Annotated in this window: 19 protein-coding genes; 11 read left to right on the top strand and 8 right to left on the bottom strand. The window is 67.8% G+C overall.

The genetic code is table 11. The annotated features are described in order from the left end of the window. Positions 1–30: 30 nt before the first annotated feature. Positions 31–957 (top strand): choline ABC transporter substrate-binding protein, encoded by a 927-nt coding sequence (gene choX, locus ACXI0U_RS23795; protein WP_431483039.1) that lies wholly within the window; start codon positions 31–33, stop codon positions 955–957. 120 nt (positions 958–1077) lie between these two features. Continuing rightward, a complete protein-coding gene (locus ACXI0U_RS23790; RefSeq protein WP_479550900.1) occupies positions 1078–2637 on the top strand; it encodes a SulP family inorganic anion transporter in 1560 nt (519 codons plus the stop codon). A gap of 61 nt (positions 2638–2698) precedes the next feature. Here the strand turns inward: ACXI0U_RS23790 and aroE are convergent, their stop codons facing one another. Both aroE and hemF read right to left on the bottom strand, forming a co-directional pair. Beyond that, complete coding sequence (gene aroE / locus ACXI0U_RS23785) at positions 2699–3523, bottom strand: shikimate dehydrogenase (protein ID WP_479550899.1); 825 nt, start codon at positions 3521–3523, stop codon at positions 2699–2701. Positions 3524–3581: 58 nt separating this feature from the next. Continuing rightward, entirely contained in the window at positions 3582–4499 is a 918-nt protein-coding gene (gene hemF, locus ACXI0U_RS23780; RefSeq protein WP_479550898.1) for an oxygen-dependent coproporphyrinogen oxidase, read from the bottom strand. A gap of 156 nt (positions 4500–4655) precedes the next feature. On the opposite strand from hemF, the gene ACXI0U_RS23775 reads away from it, so the two are divergent. After that, on the top strand, positions 4656–5633 hold the full coding sequence (locus ACXI0U_RS23775; protein WP_479550897.1) for a quinone oxidoreductase family protein: 978 nt from the start codon (positions 4656–4658) through the stop codon (positions 5631–5633). Position 5634: 1 nt separating this feature from the next. Here ACXI0U_RS23775 and tsaC read toward each other — a convergent pair whose 3' ends face one another. From tsaC to ACXI0U_RS23760, 3 genes are all read right to left on the bottom strand, one after another. Further along, positions 5635–6192 (bottom strand): L-threonylcarbamoyladenylate synthase type 1 TsaC, encoded by a 558-nt coding sequence (gene tsaC, locus ACXI0U_RS23770; RefSeq protein WP_374979438.1) that lies wholly within the window; start codon positions 6190–6192, stop codon positions 5635–5637. Positions 6193–6231: 39 nt separating this feature from the next. Next, positions 6232–7335: a DNA-processing protein DprA gene (gene dprA / locus ACXI0U_RS23765; protein ID WP_479550896.1), complete on the bottom strand. Its 1104-nt coding sequence runs from the start codon at positions 7333–7335 to the stop codon at positions 6232–6234. A gap of 65 nt (positions 7336–7400) precedes the next feature. Beyond that, the gene (locus ACXI0U_RS23760; protein WP_265170160.1) at positions 7401–8426 is read right to left on the bottom strand and encodes a LysM peptidoglycan-binding domain-containing protein; all 1026 of its coding nucleotides are present in this window, start codon (positions 8424–8426) and stop codon (positions 7401–7403) included. A 141-nt stretch (positions 8427–8567) separates the two neighbouring features. Here ACXI0U_RS23760 and def point away from each other — a divergent pair, with 141 nt between their 5' ends. The 6 genes from def (at position 8568) to ACXI0U_RS23730 (ending at position 13579) form a co-directional block, all read left to right on the top strand. Beyond that, entirely contained in the window at positions 8568–9074 is a 507-nt protein-coding gene (gene def, locus ACXI0U_RS23755) for a peptide deformylase (protein ID WP_043241851.1), read from the top strand. Positions 9075–9141: 67 nt separating this feature from the next. After that, positions 9142–10086, top strand: a complete 945-nt coding sequence (gene fmt / locus ACXI0U_RS23750; protein WP_374979435.1) for a methionyl-tRNA formyltransferase — start codon at positions 9142–9144, stop codon at positions 10084–10086. Next, positions 10083–11396, top strand: a complete 1314-nt coding sequence (rsmB, locus tag ACXI0U_RS23745) for a 16S rRNA (cytosine(967)-C(5))-methyltransferase RsmB (RefSeq protein ID WP_374979434.1) — start codon at positions 10083–10085, stop codon at positions 11394–11396. The genes fmt and rsmB overlap by 4 nt, the downstream gene beginning before the upstream one ends. 11 nt (positions 11397–11407) lie before the next feature. After that, complete coding sequence (trkA, locus tag ACXI0U_RS23740) at positions 11408–12781, top strand: Trk system potassium transporter TrkA (protein ID WP_043241845.1); 1374 nt, start codon at positions 11408–11410, stop codon at positions 12779–12781. A 40-nt stretch (positions 12782–12821) separates the two neighbouring features. Next, a complete protein-coding gene (locus ACXI0U_RS23735) occupies positions 12822–13142 on the top strand; it encodes a tetratricopeptide repeat protein (RefSeq protein WP_431483035.1) in 321 nt (106 codons plus the stop codon). Positions 13143–13150: 8 nt separating this feature from the next. Next, a complete protein-coding gene (locus ACXI0U_RS23730; protein WP_021219937.1) occupies positions 13151–13579 on the top strand; it encodes a hypothetical protein in 429 nt (142 codons plus the stop codon). Position 13580: 1 nt separating this feature from the next. Here ACXI0U_RS23730 and ACXI0U_RS23725 read toward each other — a convergent pair whose 3' ends face one another. From ACXI0U_RS23725 to ACXI0U_RS23715, 3 genes are all read right to left on the bottom strand, one after another. After that, entirely contained in the window at positions 13581–13844 is a 264-nt protein-coding gene (locus ACXI0U_RS23725; RefSeq protein WP_021219938.1) for a PilZ domain-containing protein, read from the bottom strand. Between the two features lie 83 nt (positions 13845–13927). After that, the gene (locus ACXI0U_RS23720; protein WP_431483034.1) at positions 13928–14815 is read right to left on the bottom strand and encodes a lysophospholipid acyltransferase; all 888 of its coding nucleotides are present in this window, start codon (positions 14813–14815) and stop codon (positions 13928–13930) included. Positions 14816–14897: 82 nt separating this feature from the next. Beyond that, the gene (locus ACXI0U_RS23715; RefSeq protein WP_374979433.1) at positions 14898–15449 is read right to left on the bottom strand and encodes a DNA-3-methyladenine glycosylase I; all 552 of its coding nucleotides are present in this window, start codon (positions 15447–15449) and stop codon (positions 14898–14900) included. A 207-nt stretch (positions 15450–15656) separates the two neighbouring features. Here ACXI0U_RS23715 and glyQ point away from each other — a divergent pair, with 207 nt between their 5' ends. Beyond that, on the top strand, positions 15657–16604 hold the full coding sequence (gene glyQ / locus ACXI0U_RS23710) for a glycine--tRNA ligase subunit alpha (RefSeq protein WP_031287876.1): 948 nt from the start codon (positions 15657–15659) through the stop codon (positions 16602–16604). Continuing rightward, entirely contained in the window at positions 16601–18655 is a 2055-nt protein-coding gene (gene glyS, locus ACXI0U_RS23705) for a glycine--tRNA ligase subunit beta (protein WP_431483033.1), read from the top strand. The genes glyQ and glyS overlap by 4 nt, the downstream gene beginning before the upstream one ends. Positions 18656–18664: the final 9 nt, after the last annotated feature.

Below are 18664 nucleotides of genomic sequence, written 5' to 3'. Positions count from 1 at the left end.
CGGCCACACCTTCACTTACAAGGAAAAGGCATGAAGACCACCACCACCCTGTTCGCCGCCGCGCTGCTTTCCAGCGCCCTGATCGCCACCGCCCAAGCCGAGGACGCCCGCTGCGCCAGCGTGAAGCTGGGCGACCCGGGCTGGAGCGACATCGCCGTCACCAACGGCGTCGCCCGCCTGCTGCTGGACGGCCTGGGCTACAAGGCCGAGACCCAGACCCTGGCGGTGCCCATCATCTTCGCCGGGCTGCAGAAGGGCCAGGTGGACGTCTTCCTCGGCAACTGGATGCCGGCCCAGCAGAGCAACTACGACAAGTTCGTCGCCGCCGGCGAAGTGGACAAGGTGGCGCAGAACCTCGGCGGCACCGAGTACACCTTGGCGGTGCCCACCTACGCCTATGACGCGGGGGTGAAGACCTTCGCCGACCTGGACAAGCACGCGGACAGGTTCAAGCACACCCTCTACGGCATCGCCGCCGGCTCCCCGGCCAACATCTCCATCCAGGACATGATCAAGGGCGACGAATTCGGCCTGGGCGACTGGAAGCTGGTGGAGTCCAGCGAGCAGGCGATGCTGGTGCAGGTGGGCCGCGCGGTGAAGCGCAAGGACTTCGTGGTGTTCCTCGGCTGGACCCCGCACCCGATGAACGTGCAGTACGACATGAAGTACCTCAAGGGCGGCGAGAAGTACTTCGGCGCGAGCGGCACGGTGAACACCCTGGCGCGCAAGGGCTACGCCCAGCAGTGCCCCAACGTCGGCAAGCTGCTGGCCAACCTGGCGTTCACCCAGGAGATGGAGAACGCGGTGATGAACGAGGTGCTGAGCAAGAACGCCAGCAACGACGAGGCGGTGAAGGCCTGGCTCAAGGCCAACCCGCAGGTGGTCGAGAGCTGGCTGCAGGGCGTGACCACCCGCGAAGGTGGCGATGGGCTGGCGGCGGTGAAAGCGAAGCTGTGATTCGCGGGGGCCGTGAAGCGGCCCCATTTCGCCCGAGGTGGCGTATGGTCGCTGCCCATCGCGATTGAAAGTTCGCGCCACGTCTCCCACGCCTGCCGATGAGGCCCTGCCCGTCCCACGATGAAGCCTTCCACCCTCTTCCCCTTCCTCGACTGGCTGCCCCGGACCACCGGGCGCAGCCTCGGGCGTGACGCGCTGGTGGGCCTGACCGGCGCCATCCTCGCCCTGCCGCAATCCATCGCCTATGCCCTGATCGCCGGCCTGCCGGCCGAATACGGCCTCTATGCCGCCGTGGTGCCGGTGATCATCGCCTGCCTCTGGGGCTCGTCCTGGCACCTGATCGGCGGCCCGACGGCGGCGATCTCCGTGGTGCTGTTCGCCAGCGTCAGCCCCTTGGCCCTGCCGGGCAGCGGCGACTACATCGCCCTGGTGCTGCTGCTGACCTTCCTCGCCGGGCTGTTCCAGTGGCTGCTCGGCGTACTGCGCTTCGGCGCCCTGGCCAACTTCGTCTCGCAGTCGGTGGTGATCGGCTTCACCTGTGGCGCGGCGCTGGTCATCGCCCTGGGGCAGATCCCCAACCTGCTCGGCCTGCCCAGCCTGGAAGGCCGCGCGACGGCATTGCAGGGCGCGCTGGAGCTGGCCGGGCACGTGCGCGAAGTGCATGTGCCGTCGGTGCTGGTGGCGCTGGCCACCCTGGTGGTGACGTTGCTGCTGCGACGCTTCGCCCCGCGCCTGCCGGCCCTGTTGCTGGGCCTGGTGGCCGGCAGTCTGGTGGTGCTGGCATTGCCTGGGAGCATGGCGGACGTGCCCTTGGTGCCGCCCTTCGAGGGCAGCCTGCCGCCGTTCACCACGCTGCGCTTCGACCTCGACGACATCCTGCGCCTGCTGCCGTCGGCGGTGGCCTGCGGGCTGCTCGGCCTGGTGATGAGCCTGTCCATCGCCCGCGCCCTGGCGGCGCAGTCGCAGCAGGTGCTGGACGCCAACCGCGAGACCCGCGGCCAGGGCCTGTCGAACCTGGTCGGGGCCTGGTTCTCCGGCTACCTCTCCAGCGGCTCCTTCACCCGCTCGGCGCTGAACCTGCAGGCCGGCGCCCATTCACCCTTGGCGGGGGTGTGCTCGGCGCTGTGGGTGGCGCTGTTCGCCCTGGTGGGCGCGCGGCTGATCGCGCATATCCCGTTGCCGGCGATGGCGGCGAGCATCCTGCTGATCTGCTGGAACCTGATCGACCTGCCGGGCATGCGCCAGCTGTGGCGGGTGAGCCGGGCGGAGTTCGTGGTGATGGCGCTGACGGCCTTGGCCACCCTGGTGCTGGAGCTGCAGACGGCGATCTATGCGGGGGTGCTGGCGTCGCTGTTCTTCTACCTCAAGCGCACCTCGCAGCCGCGTGTGCTGCATTCCGGCGATGCCGAGGAAGAGGTGCTGCGCATCGAGGGGTCGATCTTCTTCGGCGCCTGCCCCTATGTGCAGCGGCTGATCCAGCGCAGCCGGGGCAAGCGCCTGGTGCTGGACGGGCACCACATCAACTTCATCGATTTCGCCGGGGTCAGCCTGCTGCACAACGAAGCGCGGCGCCTGGATGGCGAGGGCCGCACCCTGGTGCTGCGTCGCGCCCGGCCCCATGTGGAGCGCGAGCTGCGCAAGCTGGAAGACGAGCACAGCCGGCTGGTGATCGAGGAATAGGACGGGCGCAGCAGCATGGGTTTCGCTGCGCTCTACCCATCCTACGCCCGGGGCGACCGAATCAGCCCTGGGCCAGCAGGCGGCGCAGTTCGGCGAGGACCGGTGCCGTTTCCGGGCGCACGCCGCGCCAGAGCAGGAAGGCCTCGGCCGCCTGCTCCACCAGCATGCCCAGGCCGTCGAGGGTACGCGCGGCGCCCTGCTCCTGGGCCCAGCGGTTGAAGGCAGTGGTCTGCGCGCCGTACATCATGTCGTAGCAGACGGTGTGGCCGGCCTCGATCAGGCTCGGCGAGATGGGCGGCAACTCGCCGGCGAGGCTGGCGGAGGTGCCGTTGACGATCAGGTCCACCGGTTCTTCCAGCCAATCGAAACCACTGGCCAGCACCGGGCCCAGGTCGGCGAATTCACGGGCCAGCTGCTCGGCCTTCTCCACCGTGCGGTTGGCGATCACCACCGCAGCCGGGCGCTGGGCCAGCAGGGGTTCGAGCACACCGCGCACGGCGCCACCGGCACCGAGCAGGAGGATGCGCTTGCCGGCGAGTTCGAGCCCGGCATTGCGCATCAGGTCGCCCACCAGGCCGGCGCCGTCGGTGTTGTCGCCCAGCAGGCTGCCGTCATCCAGGCGCTTGAGGGTGTTCACCGCACCGGCGCGGCGAGCGCGCTCGCTGAGGCTGTCGGCCATCTGGAAGGCCTGCTCCTTGAAGGGCACGGTGACGTTGCCGCCCAGGCCCTGCGCGAAGAAGGCGCGGGCGAAGCCGGTGAAGTCGTCCAGGGGCGCCAGCAACGCCTCGTACTCCAGGGCCTGGCCGGTCTGCGCGGCGAACAGGCGGTGGATCAGCGGCGACTTGCTGTGGCCGATGGGGTTGCCGAAGACGGCGTAGCGGTCCATGGGGTAGTCCTTGGGGTAGGGCAGAAGCGGTTCGAAAACCTGCTCTGCCGCAATGGCGTCAGGGCAGGATTTTCAGCCAGTCGCGGTCCTGGAGGAAATACTCCGTCAGGCGCGCCTCTTCGCTGCCCGGCTCCGGTTTCCAGTCGTAGCCCCAGCGCACCTGGGGCGGCAGGGACATGAGGATGGATTCGGTGCGCCCGCCGGATTGCAGGCCGAACAGGGTGCCGCGGTCGAACACCAGGTTGAACTCCACGTAGCGGCCGCGGCGGAAGGCCTGGAACTCGCGCTGCTGCTCGGTGAAGGGGGTGTGGCGACGCTTGCGCACGATGGGCAGGTAGGCCTGGATGTAGGCGTCGCCGATGGCGCGCATGAAGGCGAAGCTGGTGTCGAAGTCCCACTGGTTCAGGTCGTCGAAGAACAGGCCGCCGATGCCACGCGGTTCGTTGCGGTGCTTGAGGTGGAAGTAGCGGTCGCACCATTCCTTGTAGCGCGGGTAGACGTCCGCGCCGAAGGGTGCGCAGGCGTCACGGGCCACCTGGTGCCAGAGCACGCAGTCTTCCTCATGGGCGTAGTAGGGGGTGAGGTCGAAGCCGCCACCGAACCACCAGACCGGCTCTTCACCTTCCTTCTCGGCGATGAAGAAGCGCACGTTGGCGTGGGAGGTGGGGATGTGCGGGTTCTCCGGGTGGATCACCAGGGACACGCCCAGGGCCTGGAAGCCACGGCCGGCCAGTTCCGGGCGATGGGCGCTGGCCGACGGCGGCAGGCTGCTGCCGAACACATGGGAGAAGTTGACCCCGCCCTTTTCGATCAGCTTGCCGTTCTCCAGCACGCGGGTGCGACCGCCGCCGCCGGCCGGGCGCTCCCAGGCTTCTTCGAAGAAGCCGGCGCCGCCGTCCTCGGCTGCCAGTTCGGCACAGATACGGTCTTGCAGATCGAGCAGGTAGGCCTTCACGGCCTCAATGTGTTTACTCACGTCGAATGCACCTTGGATCGGCTTGCGCGCGCCGCAGGACGGGGCTTGCAGGGAAAAAAGAGGGCGCAAGCATACCACCGCGAGCGGCTCGCGGTAGCTTGACGCCGATCAAGCGGAAGGCTTGGATTGAGGCTTTTCCCGGAAGGAGAGTCGACCATGGCCAGGCGCGTGCAGTTTTCCCAGTACGGCGGTCCCGAGGTGCTCGAACTGGTGGAGGCGCCAGTCGCCGAACCCGGCCCTGGCCAGGTGCGGGTACGCAACCACGCCATCGGCCTCAACTTCATCGAGACCTATTTCCGCAGCGGGCTCTACCCGGCGGCGTCGCTGCCCTCCGGGCTGGGCAACGAGGGCGCGGGCGAGGTGGATGCCGTGGGCGCGGGCGTGGAGCACCTGAAGGTGGGCGACCGGGTCGGCTACGGCACCGGCCCCCTGGGCGCCTATGGCGAGTACCACGTGCTGCCGGCGGCCAACCTGGTGAAGCTGCCGGACGCCATCAGCTACGAGCAGGCGGCAGCGGTGATGCTCAAGGGCCTGACGGTGCAGTACCTGTTGCGCCAGACCCACGCGCTGAAAGCCGGCGAGACGGTGCTGTTCCATGCCGCCGCCGGCGGGGTCGGCTCCATCGCCTGCCAGTGGGCCAAGGCCATCGGTGCGCGCCTGATCGGGGTCGCCGGCTCGGCGGAGAAGGCCGAGCGGGCCAAGGCCCTGGGTGCCTGGGCGTGCATCGACAGCAGCCGCGAGAACGTGGTGCAACGGGTGCTGGAGCTGACCGAGGGGCGCAAATGCCCGGTGGTCTACGACTCGGTGGGCAAGGACACCTGGGAAACCTCGCTGGATTGCGTGGCCCCGCGCGGGCTGCTGGTTAGCTTCGGCAACGCCTCGGGCGCGGTGAGCGGGGTCAACCTCGGGGTGCTGGCGCAGAAGGGTTCGATCTACGTCACCCGGCCGACGCTGGGCAGCTACGCCGACACGCCGGCGAACCTGCAGGCCATGGCCGACGAGCTGTTCGGGATGATCGCCAGCGGCGCGCTGAAGGTGGAGATCGGCCAGCGCTATGCCCTGGCCGACATCGCCCGCGCCCATGCCGACCTGGCAGGCCGGCGCACCAGCGGTTCGAGCGTGCTGCTGCCCTGATTCAGGAGGCGCGCACGACCCGCCCGGTGGCCAGGTCGCGGATGGTGCTGGGGTTGCGGCGCCCGCCCAGGGCGCCCACCAGCACGGCATCCAGCTCGCCGGGGAAGTATTGCTGCACACGCAGGCGCGACACGGCGGAAGGCCGTCCAGCGGGGTTGGCGGAGGTGGACACCAGCGGCCCGACCTGGGCGCACAGGGCGCGCACCACCGGGTGGTCGCTGACGCGCAGGGCGACGCTGTCGTGCTGCCCGGTGATCCATTCCGGCAGCAGGTTCTGGTGCGGCACCAGCCAGGTGTTGGGGCCGGGCCAGGAGGCGGCCAGCGTGTCCTTCCATTCATCGGGCAGGTCGTCGAGGAGGAAGTCGAACTGCTCGATGGCATCGGCCACCAGGATCAGCCCCTTCTCCACCGGCCGCGCCTTGAGCGCCAGCAGGCGGTAGACGGCGTCCTCGTTCCAGGGGTCGCAGCCGAGCCCCCAGACGGCTTCCGTGGGGTAGGCGATCACACCGCCATCGCGCACCATCCGCGCCACTTGCTGAACCCGCCAGTTGCTGACCATTGCCCACTCCCGAAAAACGATGGCGCGAGTGTACAGGCCTCAACCACGACGGTGCACCCAGAGCCCCGCCTCACGGGCGATGCAGCCGTCGAGTTCGAGGTCGGTGAGCGCGGCCAGCACCCGGGGCAGCTCCCAGCCACTGGCGCTGGCCAGGGCTTCGCTGCTGTAGGGCGCGGCACGCAGCAGGTCGAGCAGTGGGTGGTCCAGCAGCGCAGCACGGGGTTCCGGCGCGACCACCTGCCAGCCACGCAGGGCTTCGAGCACATGCCCGACCGTCTCCACCAGCACGGCGCCGTCGCGGATCAACTGGTGGCAACCGCGCGCACCGGGATGGTGGATGGAGCCGGGGATGGCGTAGACCTCACGGCCCTGCTCGACAGCCAGGCGCGCGGTGATCAGCGAGCCGCTGGACGGGCTCGCCTCCACCACCAGCACGCCCAGCGAGAGCCCGCTGATGATGCGGTTGCGCCGGGGGAAGTTGCTGGCCTGGGGCGCGCAGTCCAGCGGCAGTTCGGAAACCAGCGCCCCGCCGCTTTCGACTATCGCCGTCGCGAGCGCCTGGTGCCGGCTCGGGTAGATGCGCTCCAGCCCGGTGCCGAGCACGGCGACCGTGTGCCCACCGGCATCCAGCGCGCCCCGGTGGGCGGCACCGTCGATGCCCAGGGCCAGGCCGCTGGTGATGCAGAAGCCCCCGGCGGCCAGGCTGCGGGCGAAGGCGTGGGCGGTATCCAGCCCGGCACGGGAGGCACGGCGGCTGCCGACCATGGCCAGCTGCGGGCGTTCGAGCAGGGCAGGGTCACCGCGCACGAACAGCAGCGGCGGGGCATCGTTGAGCTGGGCGAGCAGGGCGGGGTAGTGGGGGTCGTCCCACATCAGCAGGTGGTTGCCTTCCTGTTCCAGCCAGGCCAGTGACCGGGCGGCGCAGTTGCGCACCTCTTCACTGCGGCGGGGGCCGGCGCAGGCCTCGGGCAGGCGCAGCGAGCGCCAGGCAGCGGCCGGGGCACTGAGGGCAGCGGAGGCACTGCCGAAGGCGTCGATCAGGATGCGGAAACGCTGGGGGCCGAGTTCGGGAAGACTGTGAAGACGCAGGCGGGCTTCGATTTCAGCGGGGAGGCGGGCGGCACGGGGATCGTCCTTGACCATCGCCGCGCAGGGCGGCTGGCCACCCTGTATACAACAAGCCCCCGTAGGACGGGGGCTTGGTTTGCTTAGGGATTGTGCACCTTGTCCATCACCGCCAGCTGTCGGCTGGCCGCCAGGATCAGGCCGTAGCTGAGCTTGTCGTAGGTGCGGAACACCATCAGCAGGCCGGCACGCTCATCGGGGATCTTCACCGACTCGCCGGTGACGCGGTCACGCACGATCTCGCCGGTCTTGTAGACCGCCAGTACGTTGCCTTCCACCAGGCCGTCGCGCTTGCCCTTGTTGATGGTCACCACATCGAACTGGCCGATCTGGTTCACGCCACGGGGCACGTCGAGGATCACACCCTTGATGTCGGTGCTCGGAGCACTGGGCATGAAGGTGGAGTTCACCGAGCGCTGTTCGGTCGGGAACAGGCGATCACCCAGGCGGACTTCCTGGGTCGAACGGGTGAGGGTCATGGTCGCCACGTCGCCTTCCTGGGCCACCAAGTCACCGCCACCGATGTCGTCGGCGTTGATGCCGAGGAATTCCTTGGTCTCGGGATCGATGTAGGTCTTGCCCTGACGGAAGATGCCGTAGGTGGGGTTCTGCTCGTCGAAGCTGCCGCGTGCATAGACGCGATCACCCGCGCCGCTGACCACACGCTCGGCGTTGCCGGCGACGATATAGGGCGCGCCGTTGAACTGGTCGGGCGTGTCGACGATGCGGTTGCTCAGCAGGAAACTGTTGATGGCTTCCAGCGGGATGGTCGGAATGGCTTCGGCCATCGGCGTGCTGCGCACCTGGGGCGACAGCTTGATGGTGCCGCGGGATGCGCCGCGATCCAGCATCAGGCGAGGCTGGCCATCGACATAGACGAGGCTCAGGCTGTCGCCCGGGTAGATCAGGTGCGGGTTCTCGATCTGCGGGTTGGCGTGCCAGATTTCCGGCCACTTCCAGGGTTCGCGCAGGAACTTGCCCGAGATATCCCAGAGGGTATCCCCACGCACTACCGTGTAGTGCTCCGGGTGGCCTTCCTTGAGTTCCACCGCAGCCTGTGCCAGCCCACTGGCAGCAAGGAGCAGCAGGGCGAGTAGTGATTTCCTCATGCGGTGAATCCCTTTATTATGTGCGTTCACGCGAAACGGCCTGAAAGCCGCCCCAACCGGGCTTTGCAGGCGTTTTTCAATGCTGCTCATCATCTTAGCAGCGGATTTTGACTTTATTCTACAAGTGCATCACAAACGCATATGGCGATCCTGAACATCCTCGAATTTCCCGATCCACGCCTGCGTACCATCGCCAAACCGGTGGACGTGGTGGACGACGCTGTGCGCCAGTTGATCGACGACATGTTCGAAACCATGTACGACGCACCGGGTATCGGCCTCGCCGCGACCCAGGTCAACGTGCACAAGCGCGTGGTGGTGATGGACCTGTCCGAAGACAAGTCCGAGCCCATGGTCTTCATCAACCCCGAGTTCGAATCCCTGACCGACGAGATGGACCAGTACCAGGAAGGCTGCCTGTCGGTGCCGGGCTTCTACGAGAACGTCGACCGCCCGCAGAAGGTGCGCATCAAGGCCCTGGACCGCGACGGCAAGCCCTACGAGCTGATCGCCGAAGGGCTGCTCGCGGTGTGCATCCAGCACGAGTGCGACCACCTCAACGGCAAGCTGTTCGTCGATTACCTGTCGACGCTCAAGCGTGACCGGATCAAGAAGAAGCTGGAAAAGCAGCACCGCCAGCAGGCTTGATCGCCGAACCCCAAAGGCTTGCTCCGGCAAGCCTTTTTCTTTTTCAGAGTGACCAAGTGAGCCCCGCATGACCCAAGCACTGCGCCTCGTCTTCGCCGGCACCCCGGAGTTCGCCGCCGAGCACCTCAAGGCCCTGCTCGACACGCCGCACAGCATCGTCGCTGTCTACACCCAGCCGGATCGCCCGGCGGGCCGTGGCCAGAAGCTGATGCCGAGCCCGGTCAAGCAACTCGCCCTGCAGCACGGCATCCCCGTGATGCAGCCGCCTACCCTGCGTGACGCCGATGCCCAGGCCGAGCTCAAGGCCCTCGGTGCCGACCTGATGGTGGTGGTCGCCTACGGCCTGATCCTGCCCCAGGTGGTGCTCGACACCCCGCGCCTCGGCTGCATCAACAGCCATGCCTCGCTGCTGCCGCGCTGGCGTGGCGCCGCGCCGATCCAGCGTGCGGTGCAGGCCGGCGATGCCGAGAGCGGCGTCACCGTGATGCAGATGGAAGCGGGCCTGGACACCGGGCCGATGCTGCTCAAGGTCGTCACCCCGATCACCGCCGACGACACCGGCGGCAGCCTCCACGACCGCCTCGCCGCCCTCGGCCCGCAAGCCGTGGTGCAGGCCATCGGGCAACTCGCCGCCGGCACCCTGGTGGGCGAGGTGCAGGACGATGCCCTGGCCACCTACGCACACAAGCTGAACAAGGACGAAGCCCGTATCGACTGGAGCCGCCCGGCCGATGAGCTGGAGCGCCTGGTGCGCGCCTTCAACCCCTGGCCCATCTGCCACAGCACCCTCGGCGGCGAGCCGCTGAAGGTACTGGCGGCCCAGCTCGGCGAAGGCCAGGGCCAGCCGGGGCAGATCCTCGCCGCCAGCAAGGACGGCCTGACAGTGGCCTGCGGCAGTGGTGCCCTGCGCTTGACCCGCCTGCAACTGCCCGGCGGCAAGCCACTGAGTTTCGCCGACCTGTTAAACAGCCGCCGCGAGCAGTTCGCCGCCGGCCTGGTGCTCGGCGCATGAATCCGCGTCTCGCCGCCGCCCGCGCGCTGACCGCCGTCCTCTCCGGCAAGGCCTCGCTGGGCGGCAGCCTGCCCGCACAGCTGGACAGGGTCGACCCGCGCGACCGCGGCCTCGCCCAGGACCTCGCCTTCGGTGCCGCCCGCTGGCAGCCCCGCCTCTCGGCCCTGGCCGAACGCCTGCTGCAGAAGCCGTTCAAGAGCGCCGACAAGGATGTGGAGGCGTTGCTGCTGGTCGGCCTTTATCAACTCTTCTACAGCCGCATCCCCGCCCACGCGGCCATCGGTGAAACCGTGGGTGCCGCCGAGAAGCTGAAGAAGCCCTGGGCCAAGGGCCTGCTCAATGCCGTGCTGCGTAATGCCCAACGTGACGGCGAGGCGATCTTCGCCGAGCTGGAGCGCGACCCCATGGTGCGCACCGCCCACCCACGCTGGCTGCAGAAGGCGCTCAAGGCGGCCTGGCCCGAACACTGGGAAGCGATCTGCGCCGCCAACAACGCGCACCCGCCGCTGATCCTGCGGGTCAACCGCCGTCACGGCGAGCGCGACGCCTACCTCGCCGAACTGCGCCAGGCCGGCATCGAGGCCGAGCCCTGCGCGTTCAGCCGCGACGGCATCCGCCTGCTCGAAGCCCGTGACGTGAAGACCCTGCCCGGCTTCGCCGACGGCCGCGTCAGCGTGCAGGACGAAGCCGCGCAGCTGGCCGCCGACCTGCTCGAACTCGCCCCCGGCCAGCGCGTGCTCGACGCCTGCTGCGCCCCTGGCGGCAAGACCTGTCACCTGCTGGAGGCCGAGCCCGGCCTGGCCGACGTGGTGGCCGTGGACCTGGAAGAGAGCCGCCTGGTACGGGTGCGCGAAAACCTCCAGCGCCTCGGCCTGCACGCCACGCTGATCGCTGCCGATGGTCGCGATACCGCTGCCTGGTGGGACGGCAAGCCGTTCCAGCGCATCCTCCTGGACGCGCCCTGCTCGGCCACCGGCGTGATCCGCCGCCACCCCGACATCAAGCTGACCCGCCAGGCCGAGGACATCCCCGCCCTGGCGCAGCTGCAGGGCGAGTTGCTCGACGCCCTGTGGCCCACACTCGAAGTGGGTGGCGTGCTCGTGTACGCCACCTGCTCCACGCTGCCGATGGAAAACAGCGATAACATCGCCACCTTCCTCGCCCGCACCCCTGGCGCGCGCGAACTGGACATCGCCGGCAGCTTCGGCCTCAAGCAGCCCCACGGGCGCCAACTGCTGGCCCAGGAAGACGGCCACGACGGCTTCTACTATGCCAAGCTGATAAAGATCGCCGCCTCACCGCGCGGCTAACGGAGCGATCAGTGAAGATCATCATCCTCGGTGCGGGACAGGTCGGCGGCACCCTCGCCGAGCACCTCTCCGGCGAAGCCAACGACATCACGGTGGTGGACACCGACGCTGAGCGCCTGCGCGACCTCGGCGACCGCCTCGACATCCGCACCGTGCAGGGGCGCGGCTCCTTCCCCACCGTGCTGCGCCAGGCCGGTGCGGACGACGCCGATATGCTGGTGGCAGTGACCAACAGCGACGAGGTGAACATGGTGGCCTGCCAGGTCGCCTACACCCTGTTCCATACCCCGACCAAGATCGCCCGCGTGCGCGAAGCGGCCTACCTGACCCGCGCCGGCCTGTTCGACAACGAAGCCATTCCGGTGGACGTGCTGATCAGCCCCGAGCAGGTGGTGACCAACTACATCAAGCGCCTGATCGAATACCCCGGCGCGCTGCAGGTGATCGACTTCGCCGAGGGCAAGGCCCAGCTGGTGGGCGTCAAGGCCTACTACGGCGGCCCGCTGGTAGGCCAGGAGCTGCGCCAGTTGCGCCAGCACATGCCCAACGTCGACACCCGCGTTGCCGCGATCTTCCGCCGCAACCGGCCGATCACGCCCCAGGGCGATACGGTGATCGAGGCCGACGACGAGGTCTTCTTCATCGCCGCCAAGGCGCACATCCGCGCCGTGATGAGCGAGATGCGCCGCCTCGAGGACAGCTACAAGCGGGTGGTCATCGCCGGTGGCGGCCACATCGGCGAGCGCCTGGCGGAGGCCATCGAGAGCCGCTACCAGGTGAAGATCATCGAGATGAACCCGGCCCGCTGCCGCTACCTCTCCGACACCCTCGACAGCACCGTGGTGCTGCAGGGCAGCGCCTCCGACCGCGACCTGCTGGTGGAAGAAAACATCAACGATGCCGACATCTTCCTGGCGCTGACCAACGACGACGAGGCCAACATCATGTCCTCGCTGCTGGCCAAGCGCCTGGGCGCGCGCAAGGTGATGACCATCATCAACAACCCCGCCTACGTCGACCTGGTGCAGGGCGGCGATATCGACATCGCCATCAGCCCGCAGCTGGCCACCATCGGCACCCTGCTGACCCACGTGCGCCGCGGCGACATCGTCAGCGTGCACTCCCTGCGCCGGGGTGCGGCGGAAGCCATCGAGGCCATCGCCCACGGCGACGCCAAGTCGAGCAAGGTGGTGGGCCGAATGATCGAGGACATCGCCCTGCCGCCGGGCACCACCATCGGCGCCATCATCCGCAACGACGAGGTGCTGATCGCCCACGACGACACGGTGATCGAGTCCGGCGACCACGTGATCCTGTTCCTCGTCGACAAGAAGTACATCCGTGATGCCGAGCGCCTGTTTCAGGTCGGGCTGACGTTCTTCTAAAGGCGCACGGCAAGCCGCACGAACAAGGGAAGGAGGGGAAATGCTCGAAGGACTGGAGAGGATGCTCGCCAAGGGCAACGACAATTCGCTGCTGCGCTTCGGCCTCGGCAAGGGCTACCTCGACCAGGGTGACGCTGCCCGGGCCGCCGAGCACCTGAAGGCCTGCGTGGCCTTCGACGCCAAGTACTCGGCGGCCTGGAAGCTGCTCGGCAAGGCCCTGCAACAGGCAGGGGACGACGAGGCGGCACGTCAGGCCTGGACCCAGGGACTGCAAGCGGCCCAGGCCCAGGGCGACAAGCAGGCGGAGAAGGAGATGACGGTGTTCCTCAAGCGTCTCGACCGCCAGGCAGCGCCCCGTTGAGCGCCGCCATGAGCCGCCTCGTCCTCTGCGCACTGGCCACGACCCTGGCGCTGCCGGCTGGCGCCGCCGAGCCCAATGGGCCCTACACCCTGCTCGAAGCCTCGCGCCCGCTGTTCGAAGGCGTGACCAACACCGACAGGGCCACGGCCGAAGCCTGCGCGGGCTGGTCGATGTCGAAGGCCCAGGTCGAGCGTTTCTTCACCCTTGGCGAGCTGCTCGATGGCGTGGTCCTGCATCACCAGTTCGCCTGGCTGCCCTGCAGCATCGAGGGCCGGGTGCATGACGGGCGTGGCCAGGTGTGGAACTTCCGCATCAACGCGGCGGCCACGGCCACCACCTGGCGCGGTGACGGGCCGACTCGGGAGGAATACCGCTGGGGTTGTCGCCGTGAAGGCTGCGAATCCCTGGTGCTGATGGGCGCCGAGGGCGACGGCTGAGTCAGCGATCGATGAAGCGCAGGCCGACGCCTTCGACATCCGCGCGCATGATCTCCATCTGCAAGACCGGCGCCTCGAAGGGCAGGTCCTGGACCTGGCCGGTGACGATGGTGCCCAGGGGCAGGGCGACGAGATCGGGGTGGCGCACGTAGACACCACCATCGGAGAGGTCGCGGGTCTGGGCGAGTATTTCGCCGAAGCTTTCGTGACTGATCTTGATCCGGCACTTCATCGGAGTGCGCGGGTACTGCCGCTGGTTCGACATCGTCTGTTCGCCATCCTCAGCCTTGGTGTGCCGTTAATAGCCTAAATCACAGCGGCGACGGAAAAAAGGCGCCATAAGGCGCCTCAATACCAGCGTTTCTCCCCTTCGGGGCGCTTCTTGAAGCGCTTCATGCTCCACATGTACTGGGTCGGGTAGGTGCGCACGTAGCGCTCGACCACAGCGCTCATGGCGGCGACCGAGGTCTCGACGTCCTCGCTGTACATGGCCTCGGGCGCGGCCTCGAGGATCACCTTGAAGCCGGAGCCATCGGGCAGGCGCAGCGCATGCAGGAACACCCCGCGGGCCTTGCCGCCGGAAAGCATGCCGTGGACGAACTTGCTGGTCAGCGCGGTGGTGCCCAGGAAGGGCACGAACAGGCCGCTGGAAAGGCTCGGCTCGGGGTCGGCCGGAATGCCCACGGCACCGCCCTTGCGCACTTCCTTGATGACACTGAGGATGCCTTCACGGGTGGAAGGGGCCACACGGTTGCCCAGCTGCACGCGCTGCTTGCGCAGCAGCTCGTCCACCGCCTTCAGCTTCGGCGGGCGGTAGAAGATGATCGGTTTGCACTGGTCGCAATAGAAGTGGTTGAGCACTTCCCAGTTGCCCAGGTGGCTGGTGATGCCCACCACGCCCTTGCCGCTGGCCAGCGCCTCGCGCAGCACGTCCAGGCCCTCCACCTCGCGCACCAGGCCGATGGATTTCTGCGCCGGCCAGATCCAGGCACAGGCGCTCTCGGTCAGGGTGCGGCCGATGTCCATCAGGCTCAGGCGTGTGCGCTCGTCCAGTTCGGCCGCGTTCAGCTCGGGGAAGCACTTGGACAGGTTGATGCGCACCACCTCGCGCGAGCGGTTGGGCAGGCGCCACATCAGCCAGCCGATGGCGGCGCCCAGGCGCTGGACCACGCCCCAGGGCAGGAGAGCGAAGAGCCGCAGGAACCCCACGACCAGCGCGCCTTTGAACTTCTCCACGGGCAACTCCAGCAATCGACGAGGCGCGTATTCTAACCAGCCGCGCGCCAGCGTCGATGACCAATTGGTCTCGGCGGAGACTTCAGCCCTTCAGCGCCAGGTAGCGATCGCAGTCGGTGGTGTGGTCCATGACCATGCCGCAGGCCTGCATGAAGGCATAGCAGATGGTCGGGCCGACGAAGGTGAAGCCGGCCTTCTTCAGCGCCTTGCTCATGGCTTCGGCCTCGGGCGTGACCGCCGGCACCTCGCCACGCCCGACGAAGTGATTGATGCGCGGCACCCCGCCGACGAAGGACCAGAGCAGCTTCACCGGGTCTTCCAGGCGCAGCCAGGCCTGGGCGTTCTGCCGCGCGGCCTTTAGCTTGGCGAGGTTGCGGATGATGCCCGGGTCCTGCATGCGTTCCTCGATCTCCTCGTCGCTCATGCGCGCCAGGCGCTGGGCGTCGAAGCCGAACATCACCTCGCGGTAGCGCTCGCGCTTCCTCAGCACGGTGATCCACGACAGCCCGGCCTGGAAGCCTTCCAGCAGCAGCATCTCGAAGAGCCCCTGTGGGTCACGCTGGGGCACGCCCCATTCAGTGTCGTGGTAGTCGATGTAGAGCGGGTCGTCGTTGCACCAGAAGCAGCGGGGCATGGGGGTCCTTCCTGGAACGGGGAAAGGCGCACTATACGCACCAGACTGTATAAAAAACCAGTAGTGCGAGAGCCGCAAACCGACGGCCGGAAGGAGAGGCGGGCCGCCTCCGGGGAAATCAGCGAGACGCCTGTGGCTGCTGGGTTCGGCGGGAGTCGATCGGGTATACTCCCCGGCTTTGTCGCAGCCTCAGCACAGGTAAATTTCGTGAGCCAGACTACGCCTGCCGTGCGCACCTTCCAAGACCTGATCCTCGTCCTCCAGCAGTACTGGGCGGAGCAGGGTTGCGTGGTGCTGCAGCCCTACGATATGGAAGTTGGCGCCGGCACCTTCCACACCGCTACCTTCCTGCGGGCCATCGGCCCGGAAACCTGGAACGCTGCCTATGTGCAGCCCAGCCGTCGCCCCACTGACGGCCGCTACGGCGAGAACCCCAACCGCCTGCAGCACTACTACCAGTTCCAGGTGGTCCTCAAGCCCAACCCGGAGAACTTCCAGGAGCTGTACCTGGGTTCGCTCAAGCGCATCGGCATCGATCCGCTGGTGCACGACATCCGCTTCGTCGAGGACAACTGGGAATCCCCCACCCTCGGCGCCTGGGGCCTGGGCTGGGAAATCTGGCTGAACGGCATGGAAGTCACCCAGTTCACCTACTTCCAGCAGGTCGGTGGCATCGAGTGCTACCCGGTGACCGGCGAGATCACCTATGGCCTGGAACGCCTGGCCATGTACCTGCAGGGCGTGGACTCGGTCTATGACCTGGTGTGGACCGACGGCCCCTTCGGCGTGGTCACCTATGGCGACGTGTTCCACCAGAACGAAGTGGAGCAATCCACCTTCAACTTCGAGCACGCCAACGTGCCGAAGCTGTTCGAGCTGTTCGACTTCTACGAGAGCGAAGCCAACCGCCTGATCGAGCTGCAGCTGCCGCTGCCGACCTACGAGATGGTGCTCAAGGCTTCCCACACCTTCAACCTGCTGGATGCCCGCCGCGCCATCTCGGTGACCGAGCGTCAGCGTTACATCCTGCGTGTGCGCACCCTGGCCCGCGCCGTGGCCCAGAGCTACCTGCAGGCGCGCGCGCGCCTGGGCTTCCCCATGGCCACCCCCGAACTGCGTGACGAAGTACTGGCCAAGCTGGAGGCGGCAGAATGAGTGCACAAGATTTCCTCGTCGAACTGGGCACCGAAGAGCTGCCACCCAAGGCCCTCAAGTCCCTCGGTGACGCCTTCCTCGCCGGCATCCTCGGCGGCCTCAAGAACGCCGGCCTGAGCCACGGCGCCGCCCGCGTCTACGCCGCCCCGCGTCGCCTGGCGGTGCAGATCGAGCAGCTGGCCACCCAGCAGCCCGACCGCAGCGTCAACCTCGACGGCCCGCCGCTGCAGGCCGCCTTCGATGCCGCCGGCAACCCGACCCAGGCTGCCCTCGGCTTCGCCAAGAAGTGCGGCGTCGACCTCGAGCAGATCGACAAGAGCGGCCCCAAGCTGAAGTTCAGCCAGACCATCCCCGGCCAGGCCGCCGCCGGCCTGCTGGCCGGTATCGTCGAAGCCTCCCTGGCCGCCCTGCCGATTCCCAAGCGCATGCGCTGGGCGGCACGTCGTGAAGAGTTCGTGCGCCCCACCCAGTGGCTGGTGATGCTCTTCGGCGACGAGGTGGTCGACTGCGAGATCCTCGCCCAGAAGGCCGGTCGCGAAACCCGTGGCCATCGCTTCCACCACCCTGAACACGTCCGCATCGGCAGCCCCGCCAGCTACCTGGACGACCTGCGCGCCGCCCACGTGCTGGCCGACTTCGCCGAGCGCCGCGAGATCATCTCCCGCCGCGTTGCCGAGCTGGCCGCCGAGCAGAAGGGCAGTGCCGTCGTGCCCGCCGACCTGCTGGACGAAGTCACCGCGCTGGTGGAGTGGCCGGTACCGCTGGTGTGCTCCTTCGAGGAACGCTTCCTCGAGGTGCCGCAGGAAGCGCTGATCACCACCATGCAGGACAACCAGAAGTACTTCTGCCTGCTGGATGCCAACGGCAAGCTGCTGCCGCGCTTCATCACCGTGGCCAACGTCGAGAGCAAGGACCCGGTGCAGATCGTCTCGGGCAACGAGAAAGTAGTGCGCCCGCGCCTGACCGACGCCGAGTTCTTCTTCAAGCAGGACAAGAAGCAGAAGCTGGAAACCTTCAACGAGCGCCTGAAGAACGTGGTGTTCCAGGCCCAGCTCGGCACCGTGTTCGAGAAGGCCGAGCGCATTTCCTCCCTGGCCGCCTACGTCGCCGAGCAGGTTGGCGCCGACCCGGTGAAAGCCGCCCGCGCCGGCATCCTCGCCAAGTGCGACCTGGCCACCGAGATGGTCGGCGAGTTCCCGGAGATGCAAGGCATCGCCGGCTACTACTACGCCAAGAACGACGGTGAAGCGGAAGACGTCGCCCAGGCCCTGAACGAGCAGTACATGCCGCGCGGTGCCGGTGCCGAACTGCCGCAGACCCTGACCGGTGCAGCCGTGGCCGTGGCCGACAAGCTGGATACCCTCGTGGGGATCTTCGGCATCGGCATGCTGCCCACCGGCAGCAAGGACCCCTTCGCCTTGCGTCGCCAGGCCTTGGGCGTGCTGCGCATCCTCATCGAGAAGCAGCTCGACCTGGACCTCGCCGGCGCCGTGGACTTCGCCATCGCCCAGTACGGCGCCAAGGTGAAGGCCGAAGGCTTGTCCGCACAGGTGCAGGACTTCATCTTCGACCGCCTGCGCGCGCGCTATGAAGACGAAGGCGTGGACGTCGCCGTGTACCTCTCGGTGCGCGCACTGCAGCCCACCTCGGCCCTGGACTTCGACCAGCGTGTGCAGGCCGTGCAGGCCTTCCGCAAGCTGCCGGAAGCTGCCGCCCTGGCCGCTGCCAACAAGCGGGTTTCCAACCTGCTGGGCAAGGCCGAAAGCGCCGTGCCTGAGAGCGTCGACGCAGCCCTGCTGCAGGAAGCCGCCGAGAAGGCCCTTGCCGAGGCCGTAGCGGCCGCCGAGCGCGCGGTACAGCCCATGGCCGCCGCACGCTGCTACAGCGAGGCCCTGGCCCATCTGGCAAGCCTGCGCGAGCCGGTCGACGCCTTCTTCGAAGCAGTGCTGGTCAATGCCGAAGACGCCGCCGTCCGCGCCAACCGCTACGCCCTGCTGGCGAAGCTGCGCGGCCTGTTCCTCGGCGTCGCCGATATCTCGGTATTGGGGTAAGAGAGCCTG

Source organism: Pseudomonas sp. C9D1, from assembly GCF_056491235.1.
This window is presented reverse-complemented; position numbering and strand designations above follow the sequence as displayed.

Excerpts from the sequence above, each read along its gene's own strand:
- choX (WP_431483039.1), top strand. The coding sequence starts at position 31 with ATGAAGACCACCACCACCCTGTTCGCCGCCGCGCTGCTTTCCAGCGCC.
- ACXI0U_RS23790 (WP_479550900.1), top strand. The coding sequence starts at position 1,078 with ATGAAGCCTTCCACCCTCTTCCCCTTCCTCGACTGGCTGCCCCGGACC.
- aroE (WP_479550899.1), bottom strand. The coding sequence starts at position 3,523 with ATGGACCGCTACGCCGTCTTCGGCAACCCCATCGGCCACAGCAAGTCG.
- ACXI0U_RS23775 (WP_479550897.1), top strand. The coding sequence starts at position 4,656 with ATGGCCAGGCGCGTGCAGTTTTCCCAGTACGGCGGTCCCGAGGTGCTC.
- tsaC (WP_374979438.1), bottom strand. The coding sequence starts at position 6,192 with ATGGTCAGCAACTGGCGGGTTCAGCAAGTGGCGCGGATGGTGCGCGAT.
- dprA (WP_479550896.1), bottom strand. The coding sequence starts at position 7,335 with ATGGTCAAGGACGATCCCCGTGCCGCCCGCCTCCCCGCTGAAATCGAA.
- ACXI0U_RS23760 (WP_265170160.1), bottom strand. The coding sequence starts at position 8,426 with ATGAGGAAATCACTACTCGCCCTGCTGCTCCTTGCTGCCAGTGGGCTG.
- def (WP_043241851.1), top strand. The coding sequence starts at position 8,568 with ATGGCGATCCTGAACATCCTCGAATTTCCCGATCCACGCCTGCGTACC.
- fmt (WP_374979435.1), top strand. The coding sequence starts at position 9,142 with ATGACCCAAGCACTGCGCCTCGTCTTCGCCGGCACCCCGGAGTTCGCC.
- rsmB (WP_374979434.1), top strand. The coding sequence starts at position 10,083 with ATGAATCCGCGTCTCGCCGCCGCCCGCGCGCTGACCGCCGTCCTCTCC.
- ACXI0U_RS23735 (WP_431483035.1), top strand. The coding sequence starts at position 12,822 with ATGCTCGAAGGACTGGAGAGGATGCTCGCCAAGGGCAACGACAATTCG.
- ACXI0U_RS23730 (WP_021219937.1), top strand. The coding sequence starts at position 13,151 with ATGAGCCGCCTCGTCCTCTGCGCACTGGCCACGACCCTGGCGCTGCCG.
- ACXI0U_RS23725 (WP_021219938.1), bottom strand. The coding sequence starts at position 13,844 with ATGTCGAACCAGCGGCAGTACCCGCGCACTCCGATGAAGTGCCGGATC.
- ACXI0U_RS23715 (WP_374979433.1), bottom strand. The coding sequence starts at position 15,449 with ATGCCCCGCTGCTTCTGGTGCAACGACGACCCGCTCTACATCGACTAC.
- glyS (WP_431483033.1), top strand. The coding sequence starts at position 16,601 with ATGAGTGCACAAGATTTCCTCGTCGAACTGGGCACCGAAGAGCTGCCA.